The organism is Acinetobacter sp. WC-743, from assembly GCF_000335555.1.
GTDB lineage: Bacteria > Pseudomonadota > Gammaproteobacteria > Pseudomonadales > Moraxellaceae > Acinetobacter > Acinetobacter bereziniae.
Genome location: NZ_AMFQ01000096.1, coordinates 40,211 through 65,146, shown reverse-complemented (window position 1 = coordinate 65,146; position 24,936 = coordinate 40,211). Strand labels below are relative to the sequence as shown.

At 37.0% G+C, this 24,936-nt stretch carries 22 protein-coding genes; 11 read left to right on the top strand and 11 right to left on the bottom strand.

What is annotated here, in order from left to right; genetic code table 11:
- Positions 1 to 4 precede the first annotated feature (4 nt).
- Positions 5 to 328 carry an RnfH family protein gene (locus tag ACINWC743_RS13485; RefSeq protein WP_009585850.1) on the top strand — a complete coding sequence of 108 codons (324 nt, stop codon included), beginning with the start codon at positions 5 to 7 and terminating at the stop codon, positions 326 to 328.
- Positions 329 to 409: 81 nt separating this feature from the next.
- Here ACINWC743_RS13485 and ACINWC743_RS13480 read toward each other — a convergent pair whose 3' ends face one another.
- The gene (locus tag ACINWC743_RS13480; RefSeq protein ID WP_004828048.1) at positions 410 to 808 is read right to left on the bottom strand and encodes an outer membrane protein assembly factor BamE; all 399 of its coding nucleotides are present in this window, start codon (positions 806 to 808) and stop codon (positions 410 to 412) included.
- A gap of 112 nt (positions 809 to 920) precedes the next feature.
- On the opposite strand from ACINWC743_RS13480, the gene fur reads away from it, so the two are divergent.
- Positions 921 to 1,358 carry a ferric iron uptake transcriptional regulator gene (gene fur / locus ACINWC743_RS13475; protein WP_009585810.1) on the top strand — a complete coding sequence of 146 codons (438 nt, stop codon included), beginning with the start codon at positions 921 to 923 and terminating at the stop codon, positions 1,356 to 1,358.
- Positions 1,359 to 1,432: 74 nt separating this feature from the next.
- On the opposite strand, the gene ACINWC743_RS13470 is transcribed toward fur, so the two are convergent.
- Complete coding sequence (locus ACINWC743_RS13470; protein ID WP_004828052.1) at positions 1,433 to 2,551, bottom strand: PilT/PilU family type 4a pilus ATPase; 1,119 nt, start codon at positions 2,549 to 2,551, stop codon at positions 1,433 to 1,435.
- A gap of 27 nt (positions 2,552 to 2,578) precedes the next feature.
- A complete protein-coding gene (locus tag ACINWC743_RS13465; RefSeq protein WP_005030845.1) occupies positions 2,579 to 3,616 on the bottom strand; it encodes a type IV pilus twitching motility protein PilT in 1,038 nt (345 codons plus the stop codon).
- A gap of 445 nt (positions 3,617 to 4,061) precedes the next feature.
- On the opposite strand from ACINWC743_RS13465, the gene ACINWC743_RS13460 reads away from it, so the two are divergent.
- From ACINWC743_RS13460 to ACINWC743_RS13440, 5 genes are all read left to right on the top strand, one after another.
- Entirely contained in the window at positions 4,062 to 4,754 is a 693-nt protein-coding gene (locus tag ACINWC743_RS13460) for a YggS family pyridoxal phosphate-dependent enzyme (protein ID WP_009585819.1), read from the top strand.
- Between the two features lie 124 nt (positions 4,755 to 4,878).
- Positions 4,879 to 5,712 (top strand): undecaprenyl-diphosphate phosphatase, encoded by an 834-nt coding sequence (locus tag ACINWC743_RS13455; protein ID WP_004828057.1) that lies wholly within the window; start codon positions 4,879 to 4,881, stop codon positions 5,710 to 5,712.
- A gap of 178 nt (positions 5,713 to 5,890) precedes the next feature.
- Positions 5,891 to 6,676 (top strand): hypothetical protein, encoded by a 786-nt coding sequence (locus ACINWC743_RS13450; protein WP_009585822.1) that lies wholly within the window; start codon positions 5,891 to 5,893, stop codon positions 6,674 to 6,676.
- Between the two features lie 231 nt (positions 6,677 to 6,907).
- Positions 6,908 to 7,663: a hypothetical protein gene (locus tag ACINWC743_RS13445; protein ID WP_009585832.1), complete on the top strand. Its 756-nt coding sequence runs from the start codon at positions 6,908 to 6,910 to the stop codon at positions 7,661 to 7,663.
- 91 nt (positions 7,664 to 7,754) lie between these two features.
- On the top strand, positions 7,755 to 8,153 hold the full coding sequence (locus ACINWC743_RS13440) for a hypothetical protein (RefSeq protein WP_005030840.1): 399 nt from the start codon (positions 7,755 to 7,757) through the stop codon (positions 8,151 to 8,153).
- 43 nt (positions 8,154 to 8,196) lie between these two features.
- Here ACINWC743_RS13440 and ACINWC743_RS13435 read toward each other — a convergent pair whose 3' ends face one another.
- From ACINWC743_RS13435 to ACINWC743_RS13425, 3 genes are all read right to left on the bottom strand, one after another.
- Complete coding sequence (locus ACINWC743_RS13435) at positions 8,197 to 11,793, bottom strand: AAA family ATPase (RefSeq protein ID WP_009585842.1); 3,597 nt, start codon at positions 11,791 to 11,793, stop codon at positions 8,197 to 8,199.
- A gap of 9 nt (positions 11,794 to 11,802) precedes the next feature.
- Positions 11,803 to 13,056 carry an exonuclease SbcCD subunit D gene (locus ACINWC743_RS13430; RefSeq protein ID WP_009585831.1) on the bottom strand — a complete coding sequence of 418 codons (1,254 nt, stop codon included), beginning with the start codon at positions 13,054 to 13,056 and terminating at the stop codon, positions 11,803 to 11,805.
- Between the two features lie 298 nt (positions 13,057 to 13,354).
- Positions 13,355 to 13,732: a VOC family protein gene (locus ACINWC743_RS13425; RefSeq protein WP_009585817.1), complete on the bottom strand. Its 378-nt coding sequence runs from the start codon at positions 13,730 to 13,732 to the stop codon at positions 13,355 to 13,357.
- A gap of 107 nt (positions 13,733 to 13,839) precedes the next feature.
- Here ACINWC743_RS13425 and ACINWC743_RS13420 point away from each other — a divergent pair, with 107 nt between their 5' ends.
- On the top strand, positions 13,840 to 14,472 hold the full coding sequence (locus tag ACINWC743_RS13420) for a hypothetical protein (RefSeq protein ID WP_009585846.1): 633 nt from the start codon (positions 13,840 to 13,842) through the stop codon (positions 14,470 to 14,472).
- Between the two features lie 21 nt (positions 14,473 to 14,493).
- Here the strand turns inward: ACINWC743_RS13420 and ACINWC743_RS13415 are convergent, their stop codons facing one another.
- Both ACINWC743_RS13415 and ACINWC743_RS13410 read right to left on the bottom strand, forming a co-directional pair.
- Positions 14,494 to 15,060: a hypothetical protein gene (locus tag ACINWC743_RS13415; protein WP_009585851.1), complete on the bottom strand. Its 567-nt coding sequence runs from the start codon at positions 15,058 to 15,060 to the stop codon at positions 14,494 to 14,496.
- Complete coding sequence (locus tag ACINWC743_RS13410) at positions 15,057 to 15,803, bottom strand: NUDIX hydrolase (RefSeq protein ID WP_009585852.1); 747 nt, start codon at positions 15,801 to 15,803, stop codon at positions 15,057 to 15,059. Before ACINWC743_RS13410 ends, ACINWC743_RS13415 begins: the two co-directional genes overlap by 4 nt.
- Before the next feature lie 133 nt (positions 15,804 to 15,936).
- On the opposite strand from ACINWC743_RS13410, the gene ACINWC743_RS13405 reads away from it, so the two are divergent.
- Positions 15,937 to 17,160 carry a hypothetical protein gene (locus ACINWC743_RS13405; RefSeq protein WP_009585853.1) on the top strand — a complete coding sequence of 408 codons (1,224 nt, stop codon included), beginning with the start codon at positions 15,937 to 15,939 and terminating at the stop codon, positions 17,158 to 17,160.
- Positions 17,161 to 17,210: 50 nt separating this feature from the next.
- Here the strand turns inward: ACINWC743_RS13405 and ACINWC743_RS13400 are convergent, their stop codons facing one another.
- Together ACINWC743_RS13400 and prs are read right to left on the bottom strand one after the other, a co-directional pair.
- On the bottom strand, positions 17,211 to 18,707 hold the full coding sequence (locus ACINWC743_RS13400) for a nicotinate phosphoribosyltransferase (protein WP_009585836.1): 1,497 nt from the start codon (positions 18,705 to 18,707) through the stop codon (positions 17,211 to 17,213).
- Between the two features lie 46 nt (positions 18,708 to 18,753).
- Positions 18,754 to 19,647, bottom strand: a complete 894-nt coding sequence (prs, locus tag ACINWC743_RS13395) for a ribose-phosphate diphosphokinase (protein ID WP_009585833.1) — start codon at positions 19,645 to 19,647, stop codon at positions 18,754 to 18,756.
- A gap of 899 nt (positions 19,648 to 20,546) precedes the next feature.
- Here prs and ACINWC743_RS13390 point away from each other — a divergent pair.
- Positions 20,547 to 21,791, top strand: a complete 1,245-nt coding sequence (locus tag ACINWC743_RS13390; RefSeq protein ID WP_004828082.1) for a DcaP family trimeric outer membrane transporter — start codon at positions 20,547 to 20,549, stop codon at positions 21,789 to 21,791.
- Positions 21,792 to 22,310: 519 nt separating this feature from the next.
- The gene (gltS, locus tag ACINWC743_RS13385) at positions 22,311 to 23,546 is read left to right on the top strand and encodes a sodium/glutamate symporter (protein ID WP_004828084.1); all 1,236 of its coding nucleotides are present in this window, start codon (positions 22,311 to 22,313) and stop codon (positions 23,544 to 23,546) included.
- 48 nt (positions 23,547 to 23,594) lie between these two features.
- Here gltS and chrA read toward each other — a convergent pair whose 3' ends face one another.
- Positions 23,595 to 24,803, bottom strand: a complete 1,209-nt coding sequence (gene chrA / locus ACINWC743_RS13380) for a chromate efflux transporter (RefSeq protein WP_009585808.1) — start codon at positions 24,801 to 24,803, stop codon at positions 23,595 to 23,597.
- Between the last annotated feature and the right edge of the window lie 133 nt (positions 24,804 to 24,936).

The window sequence follows — 24,936 nt, the reverse complement described above, 5'->3', positions numbered from 1 at the left end:
TCAAGTGGATAAAATTTGGGTAGCATATGCTACCGAAAAGCAACAATTTCACATTGAGTTACAATTTTCTCCGGGCATGAGCGTTGCTGATGCAATTGCCCAAAGTGGTTTGGCGGAGCAAGTAGAATTGCCTGAAAATTTTAGTTTTGGCATCTTTGGTGTCAAGATTAAAGATCAAGCACATTTGTTAGAAGCTGGTGATCGTGTTGAAATCTATAGAGCTTTAACCATTAATCCCAAAGACATTCGTCGTAATCGCGCCAAAGCCAATCCTGTTGGGCGTTATTGCCGTGGAAATCGTTATCAGCAATTACTCTTCAAATCTTAAGCGATTATAGCTAATCGCTTTAAACAATTGAATGCATATGAAAAACCCCTCAAAGAGGGGTTTCTTTTTATGACAAAATGTCTATAGTGGGGGCGCATTCAATATTGCTTCTTTAGAAGCGGGTAAACCGGGTTGTGACTCAGGAATGGTTTCCAAACCTTCGATTTTGTTTACAATACCTGATTGATCAAAATAAACCTTTAAGTGTTGACCATGTGCTGCTGGAATTTTTGCTTTTTTTGCATAAGTTCCAGGGATATAGTTGTAAATGTAATCCCAACGTCCAGGATTCATTGGATCTGAAATTGTTGGGCTACCCAGTAAGAATCTCACTTGCTGGTAGGTCATACCGACTTGAATTTTTGAAGCTTGAGCTTGGGTTAATGGTGTTCCTTGAGGTATATCAACTTTGTATACTCCAAATACAGAGCAACCACCAAGTAAAGAAGCGACGAATAACGTCAGCATGATTTTTTGCATTTTGCTACACTATCCCAAATTAATTATGATGCAATTGATCCAAGGATAGATCATACTGCATCTCAACTCTGTTGCATATTCCAACTTAAAATTTGTTGAGAGACCTTTTTATATGCCTATTTCAAATCAAGATTTACGCAAAGCTGGACTTAAAGTTACCCTACCACGAATCAAGATTTTGGAATTATTAGAAAATTCAAGACAACACCACTTGAGCGCGGAAGACATTTATAAAACATTACTCGAACAAGGTGAAGATGTTGGTCTAGCGACCGTATATCGTGTGTTAACACAATTTGAGGCTGCTGGAATTATTCAGCGTCATCATTTTGAAAACAATCATTCTGTTTTCGAAATTATGCAAGAAGATCATCATGATCATTTGGTTTGCCAAAATTGTAATAAAGTCGTTGAATTTACTAATGATACCATTGAGCATGAACAACATGCAGTTGCTGAGAAGCATGGTTTCCAGTTAACTGGTCATTCTCTAAATCTATATGGTTATTGTGATGAGCCTGAATGTCAGGAAGCTTATCGTAAGCGTTAAAATCACATAAATACAACAAATGAAAAGGGAGCTTTTAGAAGCTCCCTTTTCATTTTTAAAGATTTTGTGTTGCTTTATTGCCCATCAAAAGTCAATTTGCTGTTGGCATTCAATAACTGCGCGCCACCTTCTTCATCCAATTTGATTTGTAGACGTAAATCATTTGGTGAGTCTGCATGTTTCAACGCATCTTTGTAGGTAATCTGACCAGCTTTATAAAGGTCAAACAAGGCTTGGTCAAAAGTTTGCATACCCAATTCGCGTGAACGTTTCATCAAATCTTTGATTTCATGTACATCACCTTTACGGATGAGATCTGAAACGAGTGGTGAGTTGATCAGAATCTCAATCGCTGCACGACGAGAGTTACCATCTGGTGTTGGAATTAATTGCTGTGCGACCATAGCTTTAAGGTTAAGAGATAAGTCCATAAACAATTGGCTATGACGGTCAGATTCAAAGAAGTGAATAATGCGGTCAATGGCTTGGTTGGCATTGTTGGCATGTAGTGTCGCAAAGACCAGATGTCCAGTTTCTGCAAAGGCAATCGCATAATCCATTGTTTCACGGGAACGAATCTCACCAATCAGAATAACATCAGGTGCTTGACGCAAGGTGTTCTTCAAGGCAATTTCAAAAGAGTCAGTATCAATACCAACTTCACGTTGGGTAATGATACAGCCAGCATGTTCGTGAACAAATTCAATCGGATCTTCAATGGTGATGATATGACCTTTTGAGTTCTGATTGCGATAGCCAATAATCGATGCAAGAGATGTGGATTTACCGGTACCTGTCGCACCAACAAAGATAATGATGCCACGTTTTGTCATGGCAAGATCTTTGAGTATAGGTGGAAGTTTTAACTCTTCCATGGTTGGAATTTTAGTTTCGATACGACGCAAAACCATACCTGGCATATCACGTTGTTGAAAAGCGCTGACACGGAAACGGGCAGTTTTATCTCTGTTGGTAATGGCAAAGTTACATTCGCGCGTATCTGCAAATTCTTTGCGTTGCTTCTCACTCATGATTGAGTTGAGTAATTGCATGATGATTTCGCCGTTTAACTTGGTTTTTACCACAGGGACGATTTGACCATTAATTTTCATTGATGGTTCTACATCTGCGGTAATAAACAAGTCGGATGCTTTCTGCTCAATCATCATATTGAGCAAGTCATTAAAGTCCATCTTTTAAGCCTCAATCGTCCATCTTACTTATAGAAATGATTCTGGTTGTTTTGCGACATTTCGCGCAACTTGAGGACTAATTACACCTTTGGCAACCAGCGCTTTTAAGCTTTGATCCAGGGTGGTCATACCATAGTTTGCACCAGTCTGAATTGCTGAATACATCTGTGCAACTTTGTTTTCACGAATCAGGTTACGAATGGCAGGAATACCGATCATGATTTCATGTGCAGCAACACGTCCACCACCATTTTTCTTTAAAAGGGTTTGAGAAATAACAGCTTGTAGTGATTCAGAAAGCATGGCACGTACCATGTCTTTTTCTTCAGCAGGGAATACATCAATCACACGGTCAATGGTCTTCGCTGCGGAAGTGGTATGCAGCGTACCAAAGACCAAGTGACCTGTTTCTGCTGCGGTAAGTGCAAGGCGGATAGTTTCAAGGTCACGCATCTCACCGACAAGGATAATGTCTGGATCTTCACGCAGTGCAGAACGTAGCGCCTCGTTAAAGCCATGTGTATCACGGTGCACTTCACGCTGGTTGATCAAGCACTTTTTAGATTGGTGTACAAATTCGATTGGATCTTCGACAGTTAAAATATGGTCATAACGATTGTCATTGATGAAGTCAATCATCGAAGCCAAAGTGGTTGATTTACCAGAACCTGTTGGACCTGTAACCAAAATTAAACCGCGTGGTAAGTCACAAAGGTCTTTAAAGATTTGTCCTAAACCAAGATCCTCCATAGTCAGGACTTTGGATGGAATGGTACGGAATACCGCACCTGCACCACGGTTTTGGTTAAATGCGTTAACACGGAAACGGGCAACGCCTGGAACTTCAAAAGAGAAGTCAGTCTCTAATTGTTCTTCAAAATCTCGACGTTGTTTATCATTCATGATGTCATAGACCAGTCTATGAACTTCTTTATGTTCCAATGCTGGTAAATTGATACGGCGGACTTCACCATCAACACGAATCATCGGTGGCATACCCGCTGAAAGGTGTAAGTCAGACGCACCATTTTTAACGGAAAACGCCAATAATTCTGTAATATCCATAATGTCCCCGAATAAAATCTCTTAGCCTAAGGTAAAGAGCGTTCATCTATGTTGCTGACGATCTCAGTGTTTTTGGTTCTTCTGCTGAAACTACGAAATGGCGTTATTCTAAATGATGAGAAACCATATTTCGCAAAGTAACGTTTTAGCAGTAAAAAACACCTCGGTTTCTCGTTTTGTCATACATTAAGAACAAAGTAATGCTTTGTTCTTGCAACAGTTATGGCTAAAATTATTTCAAACTGCGTTATGAAATTTTAAAATAGTTTTGCTATTCTTTATATTTCATTCATGGTTTGTTTAATTTTTGCCTGCCACGTACAAGCCATTGATGAACAATCAACATACCCTGATTATTTTGTAGAATAATAAGGCTTTTCACTCAGCATAACCAACAATTTAATTGCTTGGAAGCTGAAATTTTTATGAAATGAGAACCCCGTCAATGAATGATCTAAATCAAGCTCGAAATCATGTATTAGCACAAATTCAGGATGCCTGCTTGGCTGCAAATCGAGATCTGGGACAGGTCCAGTTATTGGCGGTTTCTAAAACACATCCAAGTCCATTATTACGAGAAATGTACAGCACAGGGCAACGCTCGTTTGGGGAAAACTATTTACAAGAAGCCTTGGATAAAATTGAAGATTTAAAAGATTTGGATATTGAGTGGCATTTTATCGGTCATGTACAACGCAATAAAACCAAGCATCTTGCCGAAAAGTTTGCATGGGTGCATGGCGTAGATCGTTTTATAATTGCTGAACGTTTATCGAAACAAAGAGATGCAACTCAAAACCCTTTAAATATCTGTTTACAAGTGAATATTGATGCACAAGACAGCAAAGATGGCTGTCAGCCTGAAGAAGTTGTTGAATTGGTCAAGCAAATCAGCCTGTTGCCGAATTTAAGATTAAGAGGACTGATGGTGATTCCTGCACCACATCACACTGAAGCATTTCAAGATGCCAAGCAGTTATTTGACCAAGTCAAAGTGTTCCATGTTCGTCCTGAAGATTGGGATACCCTGAGTATGGGAATGTCAGGAGATCTGGCAGAAGCAATTGCTGCAGGCTCAACCATGGTTCGGATTGGTACAGCATTATTTGGCGCACGAGATTATTCCAATAAAAACTAACAAGATATTTAAGCTCTCATACTGAAATTGGCGTTCTGAATTTGTAATGGTTTAAGTTTATTTTAATTTAGTTTTAATGCTGTAAACGTATAAGGCAAACATCATTTTAAACCTGAGAGCATTGATGACTATTTTTCATGTGCTTATTCTTGCCATTATTCAAGGCTTGGCAGAGTTGCTTCCTGTATCCAGTTCTGCCCATGTCATTTTGGCTGAAAAATTAATGGGCTTTGATCCTTCTGCACCTGATATGACTTTTCTCTTGGTCATGCTACATACAGGTACAATGTTTGCGGTCATTGTTTATTTCTGGGCATCTTGGCGTAAGACATATTTTTCATCCATCACTAATTTTAAGAAACAAGCAGGTTTTATTATTCTTGCCACAGCCATTACCGGCATACTTGGATTAACCCTACAAGCCTTGATTAAACATGTATTTTTTGCAGGGGCAAATCACTTTGAAATAGAACAGTTATTTAGTAATTCAAAATTAATGGCTGCTGCATTAGTTTCAGCAGGGATATTGATTATTTTATCTGCGCGATTAGATCGTGGACAAACTGGTGAAATCAGCTTGAAAAGTGCGGCATGGATCGGTGCGATACAAGCTTTATGTCTACCATTTCGAGGTTTTTCACGTTCTGGTGCCACCATTTCAACAGGATTATTTTTAGGTGTTGCTCGCCAAAAAGCGGAAGAGTTTAGTTTTGCGTTGGCTGTAGTGCTTACACCTGCTGTGATTGTTAAAGAGTTTTATCGTCTTATGCATGCGGAGAACTTTCAAAATATGCATTTAACTCAACTCCTTTTTCCGAGTGTATTGGGAATGGTGTTTAGCTTTATTGCAGGTCTTGCTGCTTTAAAGTGGTTATCTAGCTGGCTAGAACATGGACGTTGGCAGCTGTTCGGTTTTTATTGTATTGGCTTTGCAGGTGTCGTTTTGGCACTAGGTTAACAATGATCTGATCACGATAAAATAAAAAATAGGTTTTTTGTTTAGGATAACTATATCAATATATTTGTCCTAAACAATTGAATAGCTCGTTTAAAATATATTCTACAATTTTCGATGCACAGCACTTGTTAAGTTGACTATACTTAGTGAAATAAAATTTAGAAACTGGAAATAGAATATGAATAAATCCAAAATGTTATTGTGGTTGTGTCTTTGTGTTTTAATCAGCGCCTGCAGTACAACAAAATATTCGCCATCAAACGATGCCATAAGTTTAGAGACAGAAGCTGTACCTTCAGCCAAACCAGCGCCTAGACCTGCAACTACAACATCCAAACAAAACCAAGTGCGATCAGAAGAACGTTTGGGGACAAAATGGGGCGATGATCTAAATTCTTATGTGACCCAAGTAGATTTAAAACGCTTAAGCAATCGTCCAATTGATGAAACTCAAATTCGTTATGCCAATAAGCAATTTTCGGGACGTAATATTAACAGCATTTCTCTGGCAGCTGGCAAAGTAAGTTTTTCTGTTGTAGATGATCGTGGTCGAATTTTACCACTTTATCGTGATGGACAAAATTATTACCTTTCAGCCATAGATGGGCAAAGCTATCAACTTCGCTATTCAAATACCAGCAATCAAACATTTGAAATTGTCGCGAGTGTGGATGGTTTAGATGTTTTAGATGGCAGCCGAGCTTCACGTTCAAATAGTGGTTATGTGTTACGACCATACAGTTCATTTGCAATTGAAGGATTTAGAAAGAGTAATTCTTCAGTCGCTTCATTTACTTTTAGTCGCCCTAAAGACGCATATGCAGCTAATTCAGCAAATGGCTCTATTCAAAATACCGGTGTGATTGGAACAGTGGTGTATGAATTAAAAGCACCTCAATATCAGCCTGCTAAAAATTCAAAGGATGGCTATGCACCTGCTCCTAATGCTTTTCCAGCAGATTAAGTGATTGAGTTTAGGCAAACTATAGGTTTTATAACATCCTAGAATGCGCTAGGATGTTATAATGTTACACAATTGCAATAATTAAAAAATAGTACATCAAGCATTGCTCAGTTATGATGTGGCTGATAATAATCTAACTGAAACATCTTTCTAATTGTTCAATGTTATTGAATAAATACAAGACATTATAATGATTGGAACGTAACTTATTACTTTAAAATAGGTTTGATAATGAAAAATATAAATATATTTCTCTGCCTTTTGCTGTGTATTTTTCTTGCTGCTTGTGCGAAAAAAACAGATGAAAGTTCATCCAACTCATCGGCTGAAACGACCAGTACCGATGCTGCTGCTGAAGCTGCCAATAACCAAGTCTCCGCTGATGAAAAACTGGGTACGAAGTGGGGTGATGAAATTGATTCCAAAGTGACGGAAGTGCAGTTAAAACGTAAATCTGAAACATCATTTGCTGAAACAATGGTGCAATATGCTGATAAAAATTATCAAGGAAAATCAGTGAATTCTATTTCAATGGCGGCAGGAAAAATTAGTTTTTCTGTGGTCGATGATCATGGTCAGTTCATTCCCATGTATCGTGTGGGGCAAAAATATTATTTGTCAGGGCGTGAAGGGCAAAGTTATCAATTACAGTATGAAAATAATACGGGTAAGACCTTTGAAATTGTTGCCAGTGTTGATGGTATTGATGTAATTAATGGCAGTGAAGCTTCTCGGAGCAATGCAGGTTATGTATTGCATGCGCATGACACCTTGAAAATCGAAGGTTTCCGTAAGAGTGATTCTGCTGTAGCTTCTTTTACGTTTAGTAAGCCTAAAGATGCTTATGCTGCTAATTCTGATCAAGGCTCTATTCAAAATACAGGTGTAATCGGTACTGTAGTGTATGAGTTAGAAGCACCAGAAGAAAAGGCGAAACCTGTAAATAAATATGCGCCGCCACCCAATGCATTTCCAGCAGATCGATAAATTATCTTTTCAACAAGCATAGGGCATTTGTGAAAACAGCCTATGCTTTTAAACACTTGAACCCATTAATAAACAAAAGAGTCAATATATAATGAAATTAGTTAAAGTTTGTGTGATCACTTTACTGGGCATGGCTTCCATACAATCATTTGCCAATCCAATCGAAGATCAATATAAATCCCTTATTGCAACTCAACCGAGTTATGAAAAATTTCAAAAGAACTTTGATACGATTTTGGGAAAAATCGAAGAAATTACTGATCGTGCAACTCAAACACAGGATCGGAAGGAACTTTATCCAATGTGTGTCGCCATTCAGAGTTCAATCGCTGTATTAAAAAATAATCAAAAATATAAAGTACAGTATGACCGAGATTACAAACAGTTTGATACCACCTTTGATGAAACCCTCGAAACAGCAACCCAAGGCTTGAGTGATAAAAAAGAAATTTGTGATCAAGCTAAAAAAGAATATTTAGCAAATCACTGAATACGTTAAGTCCAGTTCGAGGAGGGTTAATTTCCTCCTTTTTTTAACTGACTACTTCTATCGTACTGGCACCTGCACCTAAAGCTCGGACTTGAATTTGTACAGGGATACGTTCATGCATTTCCTGTATATGTGAAATTAGTACAACTTTACGCCCTTGATTTTGCAGTTGATCCAAAGCATTCATTACCATATGTAATGATGAAGCATCCAGTGTTCCAAAACCTTCATCAATAAATAAGGATTCAATTTTCATTGAACCTGAAGCCATATTGGCAATTGCTAGAGAGAGCGCTAGTGCGGTTAAGAAAGACTCGCCACCCGATAGTGAAGCAACAGATCGAGTTTCACCATCCATATCATGATCAATAATGGCGAGACTTAGAGAGTTTTCGAGACGCTTAAGCGTATAGCGTTGAGACAGCATCGCCAATTGCTGATTGGCATGTTCAAGTAAAATATCCAAATTATACTGTTGCGCATAATCTCTAAATTTTTTACCTGTTGCATCCCCCATCAAACCTGAAATTTTTCCCCAACGATGTTCCTCTTGCTGTACATTGTGAATTTGATCTGCAAACTGTTTTTGCTTCATGACATTCTGCTGATGTAATTCGAGTTTGAGTTTGAGTTGATCTCGAATTTCAATTTGCGTGTTTAGCGCTTCACTATTTCTTATCATCAATTGTTGTAATTCATTGCTCACTATTTCTGGTTGAAGCGTTAGATGTTCTGAGAGTTGTTCCTGAATGGTTTTCAGTGCTGAATGGGCTTCATTCAATGTGCGTTCAGCTTGCTGTAATTGCTTTCGAATTTGCTGTTCTTGTGGTGGTGTAATTTGCGCCAAGTTGCTTAAATCTTCTAATTGAAAATCTAGATGTTCTGTTAACCATTGTTGGATTTCAAACTGCACTTGATTGAGATGATTTAAGTTTTGCTCTACTTGTGCCTTAAGCTGTCCAAGCTGGCTCTTTTCTTGCTCAAATTGATTACGCAATTGCTCAAAGTTTTGTTTGAGTTGCTGATAATGTTGTTGGCTTTGCTGGCGTTTCAGATCGTGCTGAGCTAGCCATTCATTCGGCTTCACTTCATTTAATCCCGTCATGCTGAAAATCAATTGATTTGCAGTTTCTGTATTTTGTAATCCTTTAAGTTTAATCTCCGCTAAGCTTTGAGCAGTATCAGCAATTTGCTTGGAGATATTGTCTAGGTTGAGTTGAATACTGTGTTGTTGTTGGGCGTATAAATCTAATTGCTTACTGTGCTGTTCTTGTTGATCAAGTTGTTGCGCACGTTGTTTTAAACGGATACAAACATTTTCTGCGGTGGTGACAGTCTGTTGTTGCCACATGTGTTGTTCCTGCTCAGACAAACATGAAACGATATGCTGAATTTGATGCTGAAGGTTTTTGGCTTGTTGTAATAAATGTGATGTGTGCTGAGTACTCTGCAACAATTGTTGTTGGGTTTTTATTGTTTGAATCGATTGTTTGGAGTGTTGGTCGATTTGCTCAATCTGCTGTTGAGATTGTTGGGTAAACTGACCTAACTGTAACATGATTTCAGCTTGTGTTTGAGTGAGATCAAGCTTAATTTTTGCAGAAGCAATTTGTTCAGCACAAGCCTGTTGAGTGACTGCGATTCGTTCAACCAGTCTTTTTTGCGAGGTTTTTAGTTGTTCTTGCTCTGCATTGAATTGGGTTAAATTCTGCTGACTAAGCTGCCAAATGTTAAAAGTATCTTGCTCTTGAAGCAGAGCTTGCTGTTCTTGTTGCTGTTGTAGTTCAAACAAGGCTTTGGAAACAATGGAATCATCCATTTTATAGGGATGGGTGGTACTTCCACAGACGATACATGGTTGATCTTCTTTAAGTGCTGCTCTTAAATTCTCGACATTTTCTGTATGCAATAAGCGTTGTTGTTGAAGTATATCCTGTAGCTTGGTTCGAGCCTCTTTTGCATTGTGATAATCTTGTTCAGCTTGAACTGTGGCTTTTTCTAGTTGTTGAAATTGTGTATGACCTTGATGAATTTGAGCAATAAGTTGTTGAGACTCTGACTGTAATTCAAAAAATTGCTGTAATTTTTGTTGGATGATGTCAAATTGATTGAGTTGGTAAAGTATCGTTTCTCGTTGTTGGCGGGTTTGTTCAAGCCTTGTTTCTAGCGTCTCGATCGTACCTGATTGATCAATTAAAGCCTGTAATTGAGCGTTTTGCTGTCTGAGTTTATCTTCAGCTTGGCTTAAATTACCGAGTTGATTTTCGATGCTTGGATAGTGTTGAATAAATTGACTGAGTTGTTGTATATGCGCTGTCAAGCCTTTATCCAGACTTGAAAATTGTTGTGTCTCGACAAGTTTTTGACTTAAATTCAGCTGCTGTTGGCTAAGACGTTGAATATGTTGTTCAACTTCCTGTTGCTGGCTTAGTAAGGGATATTTTGATTGTTCCAACTCATTGAGTTTGGATTGAATTTTTTTAAATTCTGTACCAATAAAATCACGTTCTTGGATACATTTACGTACTTCTTTTAAAGCATCAAAATGTGCGTTTTCAAAACTTTGTATATCATTTAAAGCCGTTTCAGCTTGAGTGAAGTTTTGCTTTTGCTGCTCAAACTGTAGCTTTAACTGATCAAACAGTTGTTGTTGTTTTTGCAGTTGTGGTGTCAGTTGTTGTTCATTTTTATTCAGCTGTTGCTGTTGAAAAACACTTGAGCGAATACTCGAAAATTTTTCTAAACGAATTAAACGTTCACGTTCAGGTCGTAAGTCGTGTTGTACTTTGAGTTGGGCATCTAAAAATTGCTGTTTTAGAATAATCTCTTGATCTAATTTTTGTTTACGTTCAAACCAAAGCTGTTGTTTTTCAAGCTGGATTTTTTCTGATTGTAATTTTTGATAAGTGTTTTCAATATGTTGAAATTGAGTCGACAGTTCAGCCAAATCTTCATCAGATAACAGTTCAATATGACCCAGTAGGTTTTCAAGTTCTTTACGTTTTGAAGCCACCAATTTGGTTTTTTCATATGCCAATTGACCAATTTTTCCAAAAATTGCTGAATTGGTTAAATACTCGAGTAACTCTCCACGTTCATTATCACGTGCTTTTAAAAATGCTGTGACTTCAGATTGTGCCAAAAGTACAGCACGGGTAAATTGTTCGAAACTCAATTGAGTAATTTTATAAATACTGTTGTCTACAGCTTTGGCTTTATCCGCTATCACTGTTCCATCGGTCAGACATTTTAAATAACGTTGTACACTTTGCAGTTTTCCATCTGCTTTTTCACGTGAACGTTTTAGCTCCCAACGAGCCAGATAATATTTTTGATCTTGTGCAACAAAACAAAGTTCTGCAAAGCCATGCGCGGTACCTCGACGCAGTACAGTCAGTGGGGAGTTGGTTAAAAGTTCTGAACCATCCACATCTTGTAACTTACCATCACTGTCTTTTAAACGTGGGATTTTATTGAATAGGGCAAGGCACATCGCATCTAGAATAGTGGACTTTCCAGCCCCGGTTTTCCCAACAATTGCGACTAAACCAGCTGAAGCCAATGGTTCAGATTCAAAATCAATAAAATGTTCACCAGACAACGAAGCTAGATTTTTGAGTCGTATCGATAAAATTTTCACAGCAAACTCCTATGCTTCAGGTTCATTTTCGAGTGACTTCTCAGCTTCTTGCAGCAAATTTAAAAAGTCTTTGAAAACAGCATCATCACTGGCATAACCATTTTTTTCCCAGAGCTGTTGAAAAAGTTTTTCTGGCGTAGGCGGTTCGAGATGGATTGTACTCGGTGTATCCCCATTTTTTTCTGTGCTTAAGTATTGTCTTGAAATACGAACCAAACGGTATCTATTTTTGGGTAAGGCTTCTTCAAATTGTTGGCGTAAATTGGGCGGAGGGGGAACATCCGTATGATATTCAATATCGACATATTCACGATGATCAATATTGTCAATTTCTCCACTTGGCAAACCATGTAACTGAGCAAAAACAACGCTCAATTCTCCTTTGATTTTATGGAGCTGTATACTCCGTGGAATATAGATACTTTCAAACTCAAAGCGGGATTCATCTGTTTTGGATGGATCAATTTTTACGTCTACAATTTGATGTTTGTAGTGGATTTCACTAAACGACAGTGGAATGGGCGAACCACTATAACGAATATGTGCTTGTGCAACTTTTTGTGGTTTGTGTAAATGTCCAAGTGCCACATAGTCAAGAATGTCTTCAAACAACGTCGTTGAAAGAGCTTCTTCATTCCCTACAATAATTGGGCGCTCCGAATCGGAAGTTTCCCCACCTTGCATATGCGCATGCGACATTAAAATCAGTGCTTGCTCAGCCGTTTTTCTCTTACGAGCTTCTGCAATCAACTGTTGATGTAAATAGGCAATTGCGTTTTGACTATTATGAGTCTGTTCATTAAATCCAGTAATTTCAGCAGGACGTAAAAAGGGCAAACTTAGACACCAAGCAATAATATGACGTTGCGGATCATAGATAGGAATCAGTAAGCGATCTAAGTCAATTTGACCTTCACTATTTTTATGAATCACTCCAACAGATTTGGCATGATATTTCTCAAGTAACGGTTCTACTTGTTCGATACGGTAACCTGAGTCATGATTTCCTGCAATCATCAGTGTTTGCATATGTGGTGCAATCTCATGTGCATCTGCAAGAAATTGATATAATTGTTTTTGAGCCGATGAAGCAGGGTTAATCACATCAAAAATATCACCTGCGATCAGTAAAGCATTCGGCTGTTTCTCTTGAATTTGTAGCAATAACCACGCTAAAAACTGTCCATGTTCATACTGGCGCGAGTGGTTATAAAAGAATTGTCCCAGATGCCAGTCTGAAGTATGAAGAAAGCGTACAGTCATGTGCGTGTGTGATCTTAATGCGTTGTAAAATAAGGTAGCATAAATTCACGGATGAATCAGATAAGAAGTTCTTTTGTGGTGATTGAATAGACAACTTTTTTGATTGCTTCGGTTTAAAGTGAGTGATTGAGTAAAAGGTCAGGATGGCTGACTAAGCAGATAAAAAGCCAAACTGTATTTCACTTAATCACTGGTCTGGTTAAGCTGTTAAAAACCAATACTCTAGAATATCAATTCTCTAAATTCATCACTTAAATCAATCTGAGTTTGGTGTAGTTATTTGTTTCATTTCTTAAAATCATTGTGCATTTGGATCAACTTGAACCAAACCAAAGGTATTATGGTCTGCATCTAAAAAGTAGCCTTGCCAACATTTGTTAGGGATGGCAAATTTTTCCATGGCGATGCGCCCACCTAAGGCTAAAATTTTTTCAGCCGTTTGATCAAAATCTTCAACTTCAAAAGAGCAGGTAAAGGCATTGGCTCCACAATGTGTCGGTGGTGTTTGCGCTGGTCTTTCTAATAAACCTCCATGTAATGATGCTGTCTCAATTTGAAAATATTGGATCGGTAAACCTTCGACTTTGTTAAACTTCCAACCAAAAACCTCATGATAAAACTTCATTTCACGTTCAGGGTTAGAAGACTGAATTTCAAAATAGCATAGGGTGTTCATTATTATTGTCCATCGATATTTAATTGTATAATTAACATAAGATAATTTAGGCAGTGACGATGTATAAATATTGAAAATGGAATCAGGAATAAATACAAGAGTACGTTATGAATAATGAAAAGCTCAAGATATTACGAGCAAAAATAAACGTTTCATTGACAGAAGCGTTGTCATTATTAAAACAAAATAATTACGATATTGAACAATCGCTTACTCAGTTTCATCAAAATAATCTCAATAAAATTTGTTTAGCGACAGGATGCGACCAAACGCTTGCTCATACATATTATATAAATCCTGTTTATCAGCAGAATATTGAAAAAATTATTGAAAAGATTGATCAATTTAATCAACGTCCAGTTAAGTTGACGATAGCGGAAAATTCCAAATTTGTTGATAAAGTGGGTTTCTTTATTTGGGCAGAAGATGAAAACTTAGAGCGAGTACAAGATAAAAACAATAGAACTTATTTTATTCCACAGGATGATTTTGCTTATGTGATTGAAATATTTAGGTCTTTATTTCCGTTGTTTAGCCCGCTGACAAATGAATTCGAGGATAGTTTTGATCCTTGTTCAGATAATTATTTTGATTACAATACAGTACAGAAAATTGTTTCAGACCTTAGGGATTTGTCTTTTGAAGATATAAAAATAATGAATTTTTTAGAGCATCTGGCATGCTGCTTAGAAGAAAAAATACAGATTGGAACCTATGTGATTGTTTTTGGTAACCAATAAATCAAACTTAAATTACGCATTTCATTTAAAGCGTGATTCCTCATATTTTTTGAGCTTGGTTAAAATTTGATGACCAATATAGTTTTTAAAATCAGGATAGCTTGACCGATAGTATTCATTCCAATAACTGACGATTCTGCTTTGTGTCGTTTGAAAATACTGACAATTTTCTAAGATAAAATCACTCCATTTGTTTTGATTATTTTCATTGAGATGTGGCTCAATGATTTTCAAAATTTCAGCCACATATTCACCTAGCAATTGAAAGATAAATGGCGTCATAAAATATTCAAGATTTTGCTGAAGTAGTTTTTCAAGTGCTTTTTGCCGAACAAAACCATCATGATGGCGCGTGAAAATACACCATAGAATTTGACGTTGTATCAATGGAAAGTTTTGAAACTCAACAGATTGTATAGCGTTGATATAGATTCTGGCAGGTATCTTGATCAAAGCTTGATGAATGATCACTTCACATTGGGTATTGTCATGAAGTTGGATTTTCTGATTTTCAAGATATTGAGCCACCAATATAACATCATCGAATAGTTCTTGAGGAAAAGCTTGAATTAATCTTATCTCAGTCATGACGGATTTAAGTCACGTGGATATTCCAAAATTCTTGGAAAATGGAAATCATAGCTCTCGAAAGCATATTTATACAGTTGCGCAGGACGTTTACCTGCAATTTTAGTTTGATTTGTTTCCTCAACTGCACCTGCTTCAATCATACGCCGTCTAAACGATTTCTTCTCCAAGCTCTGACCCAAAATAATTTCATAAATCTGCTGTAATTCAGTCAATGTAAATAGTTTTGGCATCAAACTAACGGGCAGAGCAGTATAGCGTGCTTTACGACTTAATCGATCAATTGCCATTTCTAAAAGCTGTAAATGATCAAATGCCAAATCTCGATTTTTTGCTTCCGAGATTGAAACCCATTCACTATGTTCAGTTTGTTCGGTAGCGACTTGCTGAAATTCTTTGAAATCAATGAGCGCAAAATACAAGGCGGTGACTGCCCAACCCCGAGGATCACGCGTTGCATTGCCCACCGTTGCCACTTGTTCCAAATGGGGAGACTGAAGCCCCGTTTTTTCAACCAATTTACGGTGCGCAGAAGCCATTAAATCTGCATCTTGGGTTAAATCAACAAAACCACCTGGCAGTGCCCATTTATCTTTTTGTGGAAAATTGGAGCGCTTAATCAATAAAACTTGTAGCTGCCCAGCATCCACAGAAAAAATAGCCATATCGACTGTGAAAAGGGGAGCATCAAAGTCTTTTTTATTATAACTCGACAGAAATTCCTGTTCAGCATTCAAGGTCACAATAAGGCTCGCTTAATTTATTAAATTTAAAGATAGTTAGAATTATTACAGGGTAAAGGATATTAGCCAAGGAAAATTAATGTTATAAGATTATTTATAAAAACTTAATAAATATCCTTGTAAGGAATGGGTAATGAAAAAAATCGTGATGTATTCGACAGTGAGTTTATTATTGCTGTCAGGTTGTGGGGGCAGTGATAATTCTGATTCTATTGGGACAGCGAATCATTCTAGCTATATAACAATTAAAGGTGAGGGGATTAACCAAACTTTAAACTTTGATGATTCCCAACTCACTTATAAAATTTCAGCGATAGGAAATCAACCAATTACATCTGCTAGTTTTGCGAATAAAAATGGTTCTGACTTTTCTGTTGTTGAACTGAATCACGGCAACAAGGCTAAACTCGCTATGCTGTTTAAAGACTTTGATACGCAAGATGTAAAATCTATTTTTTGTTTTCCACTTTATGATTGCTCTTCAAACACAAGCTATTCAATTAAAGAATTGAACCAAAAAAAACACATCCAAGTTATATTTAAAGATGCGCCAAACCAATACTATCGTGGAGATGCTTCAGAATTAAAAGATTTTAATGGTTTTAAATCTGTTTTAATCACAGGAGAATTAAATTACTTTGCCCAAAGTAATTGGCCAATTTTTCAAACTAATCGCTTTCCGATTGTAAAAGTTCAAGGTAAAGTGATTTATGATAGCGAAGAATATAATATTGAAAGTTATGCAGAATTTGATACTCGCTTGGAGGGTAAGCTATATTGGACTGATAAGGAGTTAGTTTTAAAAAAAGACGATAAAACAATATTTTTATTAATAAGAAAGTATCACAATACTTATTCTGAAAATGCAATTTCGATCAGAGTGTCAGATGGCACAGATACTTATACTATTTCAGACTTAGCAAATGAGATTTGGTCTCATTCTAACAAAGAATTCGAACTCAATTTAGACAATATTATTTTAAAAAGTGATGCAGAGAAAATTAAAACTTTAAGTGCAAATGTGTATGTCCCATTTGATCAATATAATTTAATCTTAAACCAGTCAACTCAATTAGTGCCAAGGTATAAGAATACGTATGCTCAAGCAATAAATGATCAAAAAATGTATCAAATTTACTTTGAAAATTATGGAGAGCTTACAATTAATCAAGAGATAAAAGGACATCTAAGCTTAGTCTATACACAGGGTGAAGATACAGTTTTATGTGGGGACAGAAATACAAGTTGTAAAGGCTTGAGTGTAGATCACCTAAAGCAAAATTTTACCTTTAATAGTGTAAAAATAGGTTCAGATACCATTAATGGGAATTTCTATTTTGCTGGTGTTTTTCAATAGTTTAGTTTAAGCATTCAGTTTTATCCTAAACTGAATGCTTGGTTTTAATACTATAGGCTTGATATTAAACGCTCACGAATTTCATTCAATGCGCATTCTTGAATCAATTGACCATTCTCAAACACCGTGTCTAACTCACCTTGTTGTTCTTGCTCTGCGGATTGTTGATCGAACAATACAAAGCCCGTTTCAGATTTTTCTACACGAAGTAGCCCTTTAGCCGACTTTTTAGTTCCAGAATCAGTCGCAGGATCTTTAAACAATTCACGTGGAACACCATTCACTTGTCCCCATGTTGCTTTCACTGCAAAGCCAAAAGTATCACGGGTTAAATAGTTATAGGTATAACTCCCAATTCCAAACACAAGATTATTTGAAGCAAAACCTTTGGCTTCTAATCCTTGCAGAATTTTTAAAGCGCGTTCTAAGGTGATCGAATCACCATAAATCAAGCCAACACGTTCATTGAGCACTTTATAACCTCGGTCTGTTTTAGTCCCCCCGAAGATTTCCCATAAACATTCCACAGCACCTTTATAGGCAGGGCTGCCAACTTGTGCTTCAGGATCACCACATATGATTTTTACAGGATCTCCAGAGTCAGGTCGGAAAACCAGTTTGGCAAGACCCAGAGCATTAGGCTGGCGAGCAAGAATTTCATCTTTTAACTCAACAGTGAATTCTGTAATGACTCGCCAAAAGTCCCAAGTATCTGACACAATACTGACTACGCCAGATGGATAAAGTTCAGTGATCAAACGTTTGAATGTTTCAATTTCATTATCTTCACTGCCCATACACATTACACTGTGTTCAGTAGCAGGAACTGAAACTCCCACAATACCGTCTGCATTGTAATATTCTTCGGCATAATCAATCGCTGAGACGGCATCTGTACCGATAAAACTGGTTAAGTGACCAACACCATTTTGTGTTGCATCATAGATTCCACTCATTCCACGACTGCTAAAATCATGTCCTTGAACTGGAACAAAATCTAAAGGTGCGCCAGTTTTGATCGCATACGCTGTAAGTAAACGTTTGTATTCAAATGCAATAGTTGCAGTGGTACAGCTTTTCCATAATTCTGCACTGAGTACAGTTTCCAAATAATTGGTTAACCAAAAGAACTCAGGTAAGGTATTTACAATAGTCAGTACAGGCACTTTCATGTTGACTCGGCTACCTTCTGCTAAGGCTTTGATCCGAATTGGTAAATAGCCTAAGTCATATAAGGCTTCAATGTGATCGACTGGAATCGCCCCTTCACCTAAGGCATTGTCCATTCGACGTTTATAAGCAGCGATCACTTTGTTTTTATCTTGTTGGAAAAAGCCTTCATTCCATGTTTCGATTAAAAAATGTTTGATAAAACCTTGCAAACCAAAGAACACGATTTTATCGTCAAAATCAGGTAGCATTTGAGCTAAACGCGAAGAACGTGGCGTAAAATTGGCATAAACATATTCTGTACCAGCAGGGTATTGACGTCTGTGATCTGCTTTATAAAAATCGATGGCATTTAGTGGATTAATTTTTAAGCTCATTGTTGTTCTCCCAGATAATTAAAATTAGGCAGTTAAAATTTGATAATTACAATGTATTGAAACGGCTGAATTTAATGACGTTGAGTTTTGGATTTTCGATTTGAGGGAAGCTGTCTGTAGTAAAAATCTGATCGACTAAACCATCGAATACTTGTAAGCCCTTACTAAAAATGCCGTGTGTAACGTATAAAATCACATGCTCACAATTTAATTTTTTTAACTCTTGCGCAATGCCGATAAACGTTGCACCGCCGTCACAGATATCGTCAGTAATGACTGCGGTTTTACCCGATAAATCTTTTGCATTGACCTGAGCATTTTGGATTTTTCCAGTGACAGGGTCGCGTCGTTTCTCACAAAAGACCACATCAATTTCACGATCACGAAATGTATTTACAGCATTGGCAATTGTCTTTGTACGCTGTTTTGCACCTGCATCTGGGCAGACTAAAACCGTTTTCTTTGCTGTTAAAAGCTTAGTTAACATTTCATTTTTTAAAATTATTTCACTAGGTTGGACATTTTCAATGTCAAAAAAGTGTGTATTTTCATGCAAAAGTTTTTCTGTCACACCACTATGAGCATCCCAGACTTTGATGGATCTACGTTGCTGCGGAAACTTTTCATTGTTGATATTTAACAGCTTTGTCATAACTTCTAGTGAAAAAGCTTGTCCAGTTGCACAAATGCGATCTTGACGTGCATAGGGAAAATAAGGGATTTCTAAATCAATTTCTAAGCCTTGGTTGAGCAATACATTTTCGAGCAATAAGTAATCCATGAGCTCTTGGCTATTGGTAATTTTTGCTTGAATTTGCATTGTACCTTTCAAGGTATTCAAAATTTCTGCCGAAATTTGGATATGTCTTTCACCACCCGCAAATTGGATCGTTTGTACAGAAATCAGGTTCTGTTTTGAATCTTGAATTTGAATAGACATGAATTGACTCTCATAAAGTGGCTTATTGCCAATACATATATAGTGTCATAAAGACACTTTAATTAACAAGATTCACTTACAAAAGATTACAAAGCAAATTAAAAATGGATCGTGATAATTTATATTGGATTAAAGTTCTGTTATTTATAGTTTTTTATCCTTTACGAAGTTTGCTAATAAATAGCGTTGTTCACACAACAACTGAATGAAGGCTTACTAGGCTAAAAGCACTATATTTTCTAAGTACAGAGAAGTGTTAGTGGAATGAGCAATGAGATTAAGGCAAAGTGAAAACAATAAATTTTGATTGAAATGATTTTTATGATCAGCGAAACATTTAAGGCTGTAAAAAGTAGCAAAGATATTAAGAGTGTTTGAAAGAATTTGTTATCGTTGAGCCCTCATTTAACGACACATTTCAAATAATCAAGCAAGACCTGTAATTATTAAATCCACAATTTGAACGTCATTGTCACTATTAATTTTCCCTATAAAGCTTGGTTTTCCATCAATTAGACTATATACGATAGTCGTATATTGAGCGACTGACGTTTGTCAAGATTTCGCTAACCCCCCGATTATATAATAATTATAGAAATGTTAATCTGAAAAAAGAATTGAAATCAAAGTCTTATTCGGTAAAACTGATTTTAATTAAGGGGTTGAGTTAGGCTAGATTACAACAGTGTAAGAATTATACACAAATTGTTACTTTTGGGTTTTAACTTAGTTTCAACGCTTTCATAATTTAATAGCAAGCATATATGTGCAATGTTTTTTTAATGTGGTGTTTGAGAGACTACTGAAGAAAACAAGAAAAATTGATTTTTTAGCAAAGTTCTGGGGTTAAAAGGTCAAATTGTACGGATGCACATCATAAATAAGGCTAGGAGTATTTCATGAGTCTATTCACAAACCGCAAGTCATTTATTATCAAAAGCTTAGCATTAACAGTCACTGCTTTGATGGTAAATACAGCTCAAGCTGCTACTGACAGCCAAGAGATTCAACAATTACGCAATGAAGTTCAAGAATTAAAAGCATTGCTTCAACAACAGCAACAGCAAGTTCGTCTGGTCGAGTCTAAAGTTGAATCTGCACCTGCATCAGCTTCTTCAGGTTTGAAATCAAAATCTGGCGCTGACATTAACATTTACGGTTTTGTACGTGGTGATGCGAACTATATCATCGAGGGTGCAGACGATGACTTCAACAAAGTGAATGCAACGACGGGTGAAGCGAAAGATAAATTACGTGCTACTGCGAAAACCACGCGTATCGGTTTAGACTTTAACACACCTGTAGGCGATGCAAAAGTAGGTGGTAAAGTTGAAGTTGACTTTGCGGGTAATGGTGTGAATGAAAACCTTCGTATTCGTCATGCTTACTTAACTTATAACAATTGGTTATTTGGTCAAACAACATCTAACTTCTTGTCTAGCCATGCGCCAGAAATGATTGACTTTGCAACTAACTTAGGTGGTGGTACGACACGTATTCCGCAAGTTCGTTATGCATATAATCTAGCACCGACTACAAAATTATTGGTTGCTGCTGAAGAAGGCAATAGTGCTGGTATAACAGGTACTGCAATTAAATACAGTCTTCCAGTGTTAACTGGTAAAGTAACTCAATCATATGCGGGTGGTAACGGTAACGCTTCTGCACGTGTTTTGGTGGAGAATTATAAAGACAACAATATCCGTAAAGATAAAACAGGCTGGGGTATTGGTGTAGGTACAGACTTTAAAGTTGCAGATCCTTTAAAACTTTTTGCTGATGCTTCTTATGTTGTAGGTAACAGTAACTACTTATACGGTAGTAACAGTGCTTACTCTGTGGTAAATGGTGATATTGAACAGAATGAGTTCACTGCAGTTCAAGTGGGTGGTACTTATAAAATTTTACCTAACCTGCGTTCAACTTTAGCATATGGTGCATTGTTTGCTGACAACGGTACTGATTTCGCAAAAGCGAACCAATCTGCAAATGAGAAAGTTCAACAAGCATGGTTAAACGTGATTTACTCACCAGCGAAACCAATTGATTTGGGTATCGAGTATATCAACGGTAAGCGTGAAACTTTTGCAGGTCAATCATATAAAGATAACCGTGTGGGCTTAATGGCTAAATATAATTTCTAAATTAGACTTTAGTGATTGAAAAGCCGAGGATTTTTCCTCGGCTTTTCTATTTTAATGGCATCAATAAAGTCTGCCTAAGAAAGATAGTTTTTTATAACAAAATTTTTTTAATGTTTAGTTAGACATTTGTCAAAAAAAATGCATAATTGACGCTCTTTTTTTTACATGTTGATGCTGTCGGATAGATAAATCACATGTTTTGGCCTGTTCTGTAGAGCGAACGACTTATCAGGACTGTATTTCTCATTGTTTGATGAAATGATCTTTTATCAATAATAGGAGTAACATCATGACCATTTTCTTTTCTAAATATTTGCAGCATTGTAATTCAGTCTATCTTTAGTTTATTTTCTCAAAATCTTTAGGTTTTCAAGATTGAAAATCTGCCTTTTATTTTATTTTTTTGTTGTGTCTATCAGGTGATTTAGTAACCGCTAATCTTAAGTGATTACAAAGTTTAGTAGGATGAAATGGCATCACTTTACAGCAAAAAATATAGCCTAAGCATGGATAATTATTATGGAATTTTCTTTTAATGCCTTTTATACCTTGATTGCTGCAGTCATTGTATTGTTATTGGGGCGTTTCCTTGTTAATAAAATTGAGTTTTTGCGTAAATACAATATTCCTGAGCCTGTCGCAGGTGGTTTGGTTGCCGCAATTCTGTCATTGTTGGTACACAATATATGGGGTTATAGCATCACCACCAGCAGTGAATTACAAACCAGTTTTATGTTGGTATTTTTTGCATCAATTGGTTTAAGTGCCAATTTTGCTAAATTAAAAGAAGGTGGTTTGGGCTTAGTCATTTTTCTTGTCTGTGTTGCTTCATTTATCGTGGTTCAAGACTTTGTCGGAATGGGCTTAGCTACTGCACTCGGCTTAGACCCGCTTGTTGGTTTGATTGCAGGATCAATTACCCTTACGGGTGGTCATGGTACTGCGGGTGCTTGGGGTGAAATCCTTGAAACTCAGCATGGCATACAAGGTGCATTGGCATTGGGTATGGCAAGTGCGACATTTGGTTTGATTATTGGCGGTATTATCGGTGGTCCATTGGCAAAATTGCTGATCAACCGCTACCAATTGTCTAGTCCAAAGACACAAAAAGAAGTAGATGAAACCAATCAGCAAGCAGTGACTGAACTGGGTGAATATGTTCCATTCGAGTATCCACATCAAGTTCGTTTGATCACAGCAGATAATGCAATTACGACTTTAGGTCTTTTTGCTGCATGTTTGGCTTTTGCTGAGTTTATGACAGGATATAGTAAAGGGCAGTGGTTTGAATTACCAACATTTGTATGGGCACTTGCTGGGGGAGTTATCCTTCGTAATGTACTAGAAGGTGTTCTACGCATTAAAATGTTCGATCGCGCGATTGATGTTTTTGGAAATGCCGCATTATCGCTTTATTTGGCAATGGCTTTGTTATCGTTAAAGCTTTGGCAGTTGGCTGATTTAGCTGGTCCTTTAGTCGTTATTCTCTCTGCTCAGACATTAACAATGGCTTTGTATGCAGCATTTGTGACATTCCGAGTCATGGGGAAAAACTACGATGCAGCCGTATTAGCAGCAGGTCATTGTGGTTTTGGTATGGGCGCAACACCAACAGCGGTTGCCAATATGCAAGCAATTACCAATATGTACGGTCCTTCTCATAAAGCATTCTTAATCGTTCCTTTATGCGGTGCTTTTTTTGTCGATTTAATTAATGCGACAGTGATTCAATTGATTCTTAAATTTATTGCTTAATCTGATTGTCTTGTAATGTTGTATTGAGCCAGTGAATCACTGGCTTTTTTATGCCATCGTATTCCACATATAACGCAGTAATAAAATAATAGGCACACTGATAAAGATCGAAATGTTCAGTTTTAAACTACATAACATCAACACAGTACTGAATATATCTTGTAGATGATTCAAGTTCTTTTCTGTCATTGGCACAATGATCGAGAGGAGAAATCCAACCACAGCGGCATTGATTAAAGTGACTGAATTTTGAATGTAAACATTGCTGATGAGTTTTGACCAATAGGGCAATGCTGTAAAAATGAAGAAGAAGGAGGGTAGAAAAATTAACAAGGTTGCTATCAATGCATTGAAGAGTGGAAATGGGCTGAGTGGTAAAAATGAACCCATATAACTGGCAAAAGTAAATAACGGACCTGGCATAAACTGAGCCAAGGTATAGCCAAATTCAAAATTTTGCTGACTAATCATTCCTGTATGCACAAAATCTTGATACAACATTGGAAGTACAACATGCCCTCCACCAAAAACTAAAGCACCCGTTTTATAAAGGTTAAAAGCAGTCATTGCTCCTGTAGTTGTAAACAAAAGGGCGCCTAACCACAGTCCGAAAAAAATTAAAATAAATATGACCAGCCAGCTTATACTGTGATGATGTAAAGCGAATACAGATCGGAAGAAGATATGTTCAGTCTTGTGTTTAACAACGGATTTTGAAGGCTGAATAGAGATTACTTTATGAATAAAGATACCCAATACTGCACTGATAAAAATGATTGCAAATTGAATCCAAGCATTTGAAAAGATAAGAAGTAATATGGCGCTCAGGGACATCAACAGAAATTGTAATTTAGTTCTACAATAACTTTTGAACATTTGCCAAAACGCAAAAATAATGATGGCAAGAATGATCGACTGTATTGCAGAAAATAAGGCTGCTGAAATCTTATAATGTTGTTGAACAAAATATGCCAAAAAGAACATAAGCAGTGTTGAAGGCAAGGTAAATCCTAGCCAAGCGACAATTGCACCTAAGTGGCGTTGGTGTAAGTATCCAATCGCCATGCCCATTTGACTGCTGCTCGGACCAGGTAATAATTGGGTGAGTGCGAGTAATTGGGCATATTGTTGCTCATTCAGCCAATGTTTCTTTTCAACAAAATGATGCTTAAAAAAGATCAAATGTGCTGCAGGACCACCAAAACTTGTACAGCCTAATTTTAAGAAAATCCAAAAGATCTCAATTAGTTTTGGCATTTTTAAATTGGATTATTTTAAGCTCAAAGATTTTTATAATATAGCCAGAAATGATGACAGTTTAAATAAATACAACAGCAATATCATAAAAAGTATGCTTAGATACATGCACCTTTGGATTATGCCCTGATCT